Annotated in this window: 8 protein-coding genes; 4 read left to right on the top strand and 4 right to left on the bottom strand. The window is 45.0% G+C overall.

Annotated features, from left to right (window positions below; all coding sequences use genetic code 11):
- Window positions 1-2: 2 nt before the first annotated feature.
- The 4 genes from AC4E7D_RS03740 to AC4E7D_RS03725 all read left to right on the top strand — a co-directional run bounded on the left by AC4E7D_RS03740 (window position 3) and on the right by AC4E7D_RS03725 (window position 4546).
- The gene (locus AC4E7D_RS03740) at window positions 3-1514 is read left to right on the top strand and encodes a glycoside hydrolase family 30 protein (RefSeq protein WP_490172469.1); all 1512 of its coding nucleotides are present in this window, start codon (window positions 3-5) and stop codon (window positions 1512-1514) included.
- Between the two features lie 11 nt (window positions 1515-1525).
- Complete coding sequence (locus AC4E7D_RS03735; protein WP_490172468.1) at window positions 1526-3088, top strand: MFS transporter; 1563 nt, start codon at window positions 1526-1528, stop codon at window positions 3086-3088.
- Between the two features lie 41 nt (window positions 3089-3129).
- Entirely contained in the window at window positions 3130-4020 is an 891-nt protein-coding gene (locus tag AC4E7D_RS03730) for a glycoside hydrolase family 17 protein (protein WP_490172467.1), read from the top strand.
- 79 nt (window positions 4021-4099) lie between these two features.
- A complete protein-coding gene (locus tag AC4E7D_RS03725) occupies window positions 4100-4546 on the top strand; it encodes an RrF2 family transcriptional regulator (protein ID WP_490172466.1) in 447 nt (148 codons plus the stop codon).
- A gap of 14 nt (window positions 4547-4560) precedes the next feature.
- On the opposite strand, the gene nrdD is transcribed toward AC4E7D_RS03725, so the two are convergent.
- From nrdD to mnmE, 4 genes are all read right to left on the bottom strand, one after another.
- Complete coding sequence (gene nrdD, locus AC4E7D_RS03720) at window positions 4561-6396, bottom strand: anaerobic ribonucleoside-triphosphate reductase (RefSeq protein WP_490172465.1); 1836 nt, start codon at window positions 6394-6396, stop codon at window positions 4561-4563.
- 8 nt (window positions 6397-6404) lie between these two features.
- Entirely contained in the window at window positions 6405-6854 is a 450-nt protein-coding gene (gene nrdG, locus AC4E7D_RS03715; protein ID WP_490172464.1) for an anaerobic ribonucleoside-triphosphate reductase activating protein, read from the bottom strand.
- A 223-nt stretch (window positions 6855-7077) separates the two neighbouring features.
- Window positions 7078-7872: a hypothetical protein gene (locus AC4E7D_RS03710; protein WP_490172463.1), complete on the bottom strand. Its 795-nt coding sequence runs from the start codon at window positions 7870-7872 to the stop codon at window positions 7078-7080.
- A gap of 105 nt (window positions 7873-7977) precedes the next feature.
- On the bottom strand, window positions 7978-9235 hold a 1258-nt coding region (mnmE, locus tag AC4E7D_RS03705), incomplete at its 5' end, for a tRNA uridine-5-carboxymethylaminomethyl(34) synthesis GTPase MnmE (RefSeq protein WP_490172462.1).

Raw genomic sequence — 9235 nt, 5'->3', positions numbered from 1 at the left:
AAATGAAAAGCAATTTTAATTTAATACTGATAACGACCGTAATGCTAGGAGCATGTACCACCCAGAACAGACTATCCGTTGAAGCCTACGAAACTTCTGCGGCGGGAAATAAAATGCAACCCATTACAGAAGAGGTAGATGCCACAAATGCGGTTGAAATAAAGCTGCTGCCAAATGAGAAATTCCAGACCATAACCGGTTTTGGGGGCTCGTTTACGGAAGCATCGGCTTATTTGCTCAACCATCTAAGTACGGCGAACCGCAAGATGATTATTGAGGCCTATTTTGGAACTGATGGAGCGCGGTATTCTCTGACCCGCACCCATATGAACTCCTGTGATTTTTCCCTGAGCAATTATTCCTATGCGCCGGAGGAAGGAGACCTGGAGCTGAACAGTTTCTCGATATCAGAAGATCAGGACGACATCATCCCCATGATCAAAGATGCGATGGCCGTGTCAGAAGAAGGGTTTAAAATCTTGGCTTCTCCATGGACGGCGCCACCCTGGATGAAGGACAATAAGGACTGGAGAGGAGGTAAGCTCCTTCCGGAGTATTACGACACCTGGGCGCTGTTCTTTTCAAAATATATCGAGGCGTACAAGGCCGAGGGAATTGATATCTGGGGGGTTACCGTTGAAAACGAGCCGCTGGGGAACGACAACAACTGGGAAAGCATGCATTTTACCCCTCAGGAAATGACCGATTTTGTAAAAAATCACCTAGGACCGCGCCTGGAGGCCGACGGGCATCAGGTAAAACTGTTGGGCTATGACCAGAACCGTGGCGAGGAATTAAAAGAGTGGGTGGAGACCATGTTTCAGGATGAAGTCTCCAGGAAATATTTTGACGGAACTGCTGTGCATTGGTATGCCAGTACATTCGACTGGTTTCCTGAGAATCTTCAGGCGGCCCATGAAATTGCCCCGGACAAGCACATCATCCAATCAGAGGCCTGCGTAGATGCTGAGGTACCTAAATGGCAGGACGATGCCTGGTACTGGTCTAAGGAAGCCACCGATTGGGGTTGGGATTGGGCCCCTGAAAAGGACAAACATTTGCATCCCAAGTATGTGCCGGTATACAGATATGCACGTGATATCATTGGCTGTATGAATAACTGGGTGGATGGCTGGATCGACTGGAACATGGTGCTGGACCGGCAGGGAGGGCCCAACTGGTTTAAAAACTGGTGTGTAGCCCCCGTAATTGTTGATCCTGAAGAGGATGAGGTATATTTTACTCCCCTTTACTACACGCTAGGCCATTTTAGTCGCTATATCCGTCCGGGGGCCAAACGAATTGGGTTTGAGAGTGGTGATGATGCCCTTATGGTTACGGCCGCCCAGAATCCAGATGGTTCAATAGCCATTGTAATCTTAAATCAAGGCGAAGAAGCCAGACAATTTGTACTTTCCCTGAACGAATTAAAAGCTGCCCCGATGCAAATAAGCGAAAAGGCCATACAAACCCTGATCATTCCAGGTACAGAGATAAACAGAACAACTAACTAATACTTAAGATTATGTCGACTTACAAAACCGCTGCTAAAGATAAAGTGCCGATTACCCAGAAGGCTGCCTTCGGCGCCGGGCATTTTGTTCTTAACATGCTACCAGGAGCATTGAGCTTTTTTATGTTCTTCTTGCTCACGGCTTTTGGCATGGATCCCTTTTTGGCAGGATTACTGGGGGGATTGCCCCGGATATTTGATGCCATTACGGACCCTATTATGGGTTTCATCTCAGACAACACGAAATCCAAGTGGGGGAGAAGGAGACCTTATATTTTTATTGGGGCCATTGCCAGCGGGTTATTGTTTGCAGCGCTTTGGCAATTGGATGCGGAAAACGGACAAACGTATAATTTCTGGTATTTCTTGATCCTTTCCTTGATTTTCCTGATCGGCAATACCATGTACGCTACCCCTTTGGTGGGACTGGGTTATGAAATGACCTCAGACTATAACGAGCGGACACGGCTGATGGCCTTTGCCAATACGATGGGGCAAATTGCCTGGATGATTGTTCCCTGGTTCTGGGTGATCATTGCAGACCCGGATATTTTTTCCGACCAGGCTGTGGGGGTAAGACGGCTGTCTACAATAGTCGCAGGTGTTTGTATTGTCCTGGGGGTTTTGCCGGCACTATTTTGCAAAGGGATCGATTCTTCCCAGATGGAAAACAGAAAAGAAATCTCCTTTAAATCACTCGCCTCTAACTTGAAGGACCTTTTTAAAGGCATCGTTCAGGTATCAAAAAACAAGCCTTTTATGAAGCTTTGCGGGGCTACCTTCCTGGTATTTAACGGTTTCCAAATGGTAGCGGCCTTCAGTGTTTATATTATCGTTTTCTACATGTTTAACGGGGATTATGGAATGGCAGGGACCTGGCCGGCCTGGTTCTCCACCATGACAGCTTTACTTACAGCTTTTGTGGTCATTCCCATTATTTCCTGGATGTCCAACAAATGGGGAAAGCGGAAAGCGTTTATCATTTCTACCGTACTTTCCATTATTGGCTACTGCCTGAAATGGTGGGGATTCGATAACGACCTGAACAGTCGTTTCAACGAGACCTCGGTGGGTAGTGCCTTGAATAGTGGGGTTGGTTCCTTGTTTGAATGGCTCAACCCTTATTTGGAAAACCTGGGGATGACCTGGTTCAGTATAGACACGAGTCAGGGCGCTCCCTGGCTGATCTTCATTCCTATTCCGCTAATTGCCTTTGGTCTAGGAGGCCTGTTTACCCTGATGATGAGTATGACCGCCGATGTCTGTGATTTGGACGAGCTGGAAAACGGTATGCCACGTAAGGAAGGTACTTTTGGCGCCATATATTGGTGGATGGTAAAACTTGGACAAGCCATTGCCCTGGTATTAGGCGGTTTGGTATTGAAAATGGTTGGCTTTATTTCTGATGCCGAAACCCAGAGCCTTGAAACGATGACCAATCTGAGAATAGCAGACATTGTTATTCCTGCGGTGACTGCTGGAATAGCTATACTTATCATGTGGAAATACAGCCTCAATGAAGAACGTGCCAGAGAAATCAAGAGATTGTTGGTAGAACGCAGAGGTGAGTTATAAGAAGATAAATTAAATGTTATAAGAAACTAAAAGGATAACAGATGACCTATATAAGAAAAGAAAAACGTTTGGCGCTCGCGGCAGTGGACTACGCCGGAATGTCCAAAAAGGATTTGCAGAAACTTGCCAGGGAGATCCTTGAAGAGGGAATGCACGGCTTGTGTTTTAGTCCTTATGAAGAAGGACAAAACCCGGGGGATCAGATTACAGAAGCCCAGATCCGCAGGCGTATGGAGATCATCGCTCCCTATACCCAATGGATCCGTTCCTTCTCCTGTACGGAAGGGAATGAAGAAATTCCCCGAATAGCACGGGAATATGGCATCAAGACCATGGTGGGTGCCTGGTTGGGGGATGACCCGGAGATCAACGCACAGGAGATCGCCAACCTGATCGAAGTTACCAATCAGGGATATGTAGACATTGCTGCTGTTGGGAATGAGGTAATGCTGCGTGGTGATCTCAATGAGGATGAATTACTTGAATTTATTAAGCAGGTAAAGGAGGGCATTACGGTTGACGTTCCCGTGGCATATGTAGATGCTTACTATGAGTTTGCGGAACGTCCCAGGATCGCAGAGGCCTGTGATGTGATCCTCGCCAACTGCTATCCCTTCTGGGAAGGCTGCGACATGGACTATTCCTTACTTTACATCAAAGACATGTACCAGAGGGCACTTCGGGCAGGAAATGGAAAGAAGGTGATCGTTTCAGAAACGGGCTGGCCCAGTCAGGGCAGTAACCTGGAAGGAGCTTATCCCTCCTATGAAAATTATCTTAAGTATTTCATGAACATGCAGAAATGGGCACAGGAAGACGATATTGAGATATTCTATTTCTCTTCTTTTGACGAGTCCTGGAAGGTAGGCGCAGAAGGGGATGTTGGTGCCTATTGGGGACTATGGGATAAGGATGAAAAGCTGAAGTTTTAGTAAATAAAAACCGGAGGATAATTGAGGCGGGATAGCAAATAACCTTTTTCCTATCTTTAGCATCCTAACCGATAATCAAATGCTGTCCAATGCTTGCAAATATGCCATCAGGGGGGTAATATACCTCGCATTGAACAGTGATGAATCAACCAAACTAGGGGTAAAGAAAATTGCCCAGGAATTGGAAGTCCCTCAGCCGTACCTTGCCCAGTTGCTGCGTAAACTTGCTGCGGACAGACTAATTTCCTCTACAAAAGGACCCGGAGGTGGTTTTTTCCTTGATGCATCCAACAGGAAGAATTCGGTTTGGGATATCATAGCGGCCATTGACGGCCCTCATCGCTTCGATGATTGTTTTCTTGGGCTTTCCAAGTGTGATGACGCCAACCCCTGTCCGGTACATCACATAGTATCTCCTTTTAAAGAAGCGCTTTTGGATGATTTCCGGCAAAAAACCATGGATTCCCTTGCTCAGGAAATAAAAGAAAATGGCCGGATTATTTCTCTTAAAGGGCTCTTGGAATAGTGCTTTAAATACATTCAACAGAGTAAATGAACTACCTTTTCACCTTCAAGTGGAATACTGCCTTCACCTGCTTTGTCATATAGGTGATAGTGCCTGAGGCTGTGTTCTTTTTGCCTTCCTGAACTAAAGTTACTAACCCGCTTCAGGTAACCTATAACCCTCGTGGCATGGTCAACATTCTTAGAAGAACAGTTGCTACAACTATACTGGGTGCGCTTGTCAATGTGCCCGCAATCGTTGCACAAGGTAATTTTGATATTAAAGCAGAAGTAATTGCACCCGGCCCTTGCTGTGGCATGGATCAATTTGATGAAACCGTCCTTGTTGGGTGCCTCTTCCAGGTTCAGGTGCAAGGCAGAACCCCCATCGAGGTATTTTATGATCTCCTTTCCATGCAGTATCATCTTGTCCAGGGTGTTGGTCTTTTCATCCTCCACGACGAAGAAATAGGAATTGTAACAATCCCTGGGAACAAAAAGGCCATCCTCACGGTCCCATTTAGCATTCTTAACTCCCAGGTTTTCTGCCGGGACAAATTCTGTGTTGAACATATACCCGTACTTCTCTTTGGCGGACCTGTTTTCCTCGTAAATGGATTTTAATTGACGATTTACAAATTCTTTATAGGCAAAATTATTTCCCACTGAGATACCCTGGCTTTCAGCGGCTTCTACCATGCCATTGACACCAATGGTGAGAAACTGTTTATCCAGGGAGATTAAACCGGCCTGATACACAGGCAGCATGCCACAACTATTATATTCATCCATGAGCTTACGGAAAGCCACCTGGTATTTATGGATTTTCTGTACTTCTGAAACGATATCCGCCCCTTGCTGAACCAGGCGGTTCATGTTCATTGTGATCACATTTATTGATCCGGTGGCTACCCCACCGGCTCCAAGGGAGTAGCTAAAGGTGTTGTCGTTGATCTCGTTGCGAAGCCGGCAACAAGAGGCCAGGCTATCGGCATTCTCTGACTGGTAGATAAAAAAGGAATTGCCTTCGCCGAGTTCTTTGGCACAGAGATCAGTAAAGACGGGATCCTGAGGAACCCCGTCTTTAGTCAGCATGGCGGCCGTTACTACCGGGAAGGTAAGTACAGCCTTGGTGCGCTCTTCATTAAACCAGTGCATAAAGAAGGCTTGTAGTCTATTAATTCGCTCCCATTCAGGTTTGCTCATGTCCGGAAAGACAAAATCCCCAAACATATTTTCAAAATAGGGTTTGTCATAAATGGAAATGTTCCAGAAAACCGATTGATAACCCCGTGCAGCAGCAGGCTGGTTGATAGCATAGACTACATGCTGAAGGTGGTTTTCAATGAGTGCTTTATGGGTGTTCAGGTAATTTTCACCATAGTCTTTGGCTGCAAAATGGTCAAAGTACATCAGGAACTCAACGGTAGCCAGGGCACCGGCAAATTGCGAGCTTACGGCAAAAACCAGGTTGACAAACTCTCCACAAAAACTTTCCAAATGTTTTGGAGCACGGCTTTCACCCCCCAATTTGGTAAGGCCATCCAGTAAGAACGGATACATGCTGATGGAGGCACAATAGGGTTTAAGGGAGGTTTCGTCATGTACATAAATTTCATGCGACTCAATTTGCCGAATATATTCCTCAGCAAGCTCTTCCCCAAAAAGGCTGGCTATTTTCTGACTGACCAGTGCCCGATTCACTTGTATGTTAAAGTCCTTATTTAATTCCGCCTCCATTGTGGCGATATTTTTTGAAGTAACATTGGCATTGGAGTCTACTTTGGATCCGTCAGCTGCATTTCTGGATTGCAGGTAACGGTTTATAAATGAGATTTTTTTGTCAATTTGTTCCTGAGTGAGTCGGGTCATTTGAAGATTTATTTAGGAATGAATAAATGATTGAGTACTGAGTTGGTTTTAACGTTCTTAAAGATCTGATTGGTGGAAGGGCTGCCTAAACCTCCTAATTCCTGTATCCAGGGACCAGTTTTTATATAGGTTAAATGTTCTAAAATTTCAGCTTTAACTTCTGTTTCTCCCGTGTAGAGGCAGGTCTTGTACCCCATTTTTTTTGCCCATTTTAGTCGGTCTATCAGCTCATCAGCATGCCATTCCCCTCCCATAAAAAGCACGCAGGTGGCAAAGCCCCAGTACTGAGTTAAGAGCTGCTTATAGGCATCAAATGTGAACTTTTGGCCCTGGTGTTTTTTCCATAGAAAAGGGGAGTGGCAACCCCTGCATTGTAGGGGGCAGCCTGAAATACTAAAACAAAGACTTATCTCACCGGGTACTTCCTGTAATACCACGTCGAAATCATAACAATACATAAAAGTGAAAAAATGATTAAAAAATCATATATAAAATTAAATCACCAGGAAAAACGTGGAAGGGCCAATAAAATGAGTTATTAAAAAAGTTATTAACAATAGGGAAGGGAGATGGAAGTTGTGCAGGAGAGCAGGAGAAAGTCAGATAAGATACAGGATAGGGCAATAAAAAAAGGCTTTCTGTGATCCCACAGAAAGCCTTTTCTTTATCGTTGGAATGGGGTTAGTCGTCCAAAAGGTCAATAACAGTTTTGATACGCTCACGGATTTCTTCTGCCAGGGCATTGTTTCCGTCTTCGTCTGTTGGACTGATTTCGATGGTGCCATCTTCATTGCCATCTGTGGCCTGTGACAAGTCTACTCCTGATACCACATCAAAGATCAATGACAAATCAAATTCAATCGTAATGCCTTCCGTATTGTCTTTAATACGGATATCAATGGTCTTGTCTTCGAAATCTACTTCTACTTCATCTTCAAAGTCGTTCCAGAAAACAAAAGGAATATCATTAACGGTTCCCTGTATTAAAACAGATTTTCCAAAGAGGTCGCTGTTGGTGTCCGTACCCCTTGCGAACTTAAACTCCAGTTCTTCAAAGGTGCTGTTTGGGAGGTCTACCGTCAGAAATGAGATTTCCCCAGCCAGTAAATCCAGTTCAAAAGGGCCTTCCAGCTCAAATTCGTCCTCGTAATCAAAATAACCATCATCATCCCATTCGATCTCAAACTCAACTTCTCCGGATTCGGATTCGCTTTCGAATTCAACTTCAAATTCTGATTCATCCACTTCCAGTTCAAATTCGCGGATATTGATCCGGAAATCACTCACAAATACATCAGTGTTCACACTTTTGCTGCTCGAAGTGATTCCTTTCCCTGCACCATTGTTAACGCTGGCTTTGGCACTCAATTTCAGGGTGCCCATACCATCCGTTTCATCATTAGAACAGCTAAAAATTAGAAAAGAAACAACAAGGGCAGCAAGCAGGTGGCTGGCTTTCATTTTAATTTTAAACATAGCATTTAGATTTTGTAGTTCGCGCGTATAACAACTTAAGGTCATTATACCCTACCTGCAGAACGAGATATTCGACGAAATGGTATAAGCCAATAAAAAAAGTAGTTATTTCCCAATACAAAAGTTAGCAAAAATATTTCCCAATAGTTCATCAGAGCTGATCTCTCCTGTGATCTCGCCGAGATGATACAAGGCCTGACGAATATCTATGGCGAGCAGGTCACTGGATAGCTCAGCTTCAATACCCTCCTGAACTTTTTGAATTTCTTCGAGGGCTTTTTTAAGGGCGTCGTAATGGCGGGCATTGGTCACAATGGTTTCATCCTTCTGCAAGGCACCTGTGTTGACCAGGTTTAACAGCGTCTCGCGTAAATGCTCCAGACCAGTATGCTCCAGTGCCGATAAGGGTAACACTTCCAGATCTGTAGATTTAGAAAGATCATCTAATGTCTGCTGATAGTTTATGCTTTTGATTCTATCTACCTTATTGGCCAGGAGGAGAACCGGCTTTTCAGGTCCCTTCTCCCGGACTTTAGCAATGTCTTGCAGGAGTTGTTCCAGATGGGTGAGTTCTTCTGCGTCGAAAAGAAATAATACTACCCTTGCCTTTTCAATGTTTTCAAAGGTCCGTTGTATTCCTATTTTTTCAATCTGGTCGCCTGTGTCCCTTATCCCGGCCGTGTCTATAAAACGGAAACGGATCCCCCCAATATTGATCTCGTCCTCAACTGTATCCCTTGTAGTACCAGCAATTTCGGATACAATGGCCCGTTCCTCGTTGAGCAGTGCATTGAGCAGGGTGGATTTCCCAACATTGGGCTTCCCTACGATAGCTATGGGAATCCCGTTCTTGATCACATTCCCAAGTGCAAAGGATTCGATAAGCCTTTTTAGAGTGGATGCTATCCGCCCTAACAGTCCAATAAAAGCCTCCCGGTCAGCAAATTCAACATCCTCTTCGGAAAAGTCCAGCTCAAGTTCTATCAGGGAAGCGAAGTTCAGAAGCTCAGTACGCAATTGCTGAATTTCAGAACTAAACCCGCCCCGCATTTGCTCCATGGCAATTTTATGGGAAGCTGCACTGTCAGTTGCAATGATGTCTGCCACGGCTTCGGCCTGACTCAAATCCAATTTTCCATTCAGGAAGGCCCGCAGGGTAAATTCTCCTGCTTTGGCCATGCGACATCCTTTTCGCAGAAACAATTGGATGATCTGTTCCTGTATATAAGGTGATCCATGACAGGATATTTCCACCACGTTTTCCCCCGTATAAGAGTTTGGTCCTCTGAACAGGGAAACCAGGACCTGGTCAAGTACCCGATCCCCATCTTTGATTTCCCCGAGATGTATGGTATGGCTCTTT

Source organism: Lentiprolixibacter sp. (assembly GCF_982873095.1).
Note: the sequence above shows the minus strand (reverse complement) of the source record. Positions and strands in the feature narration are given on the sequence as shown.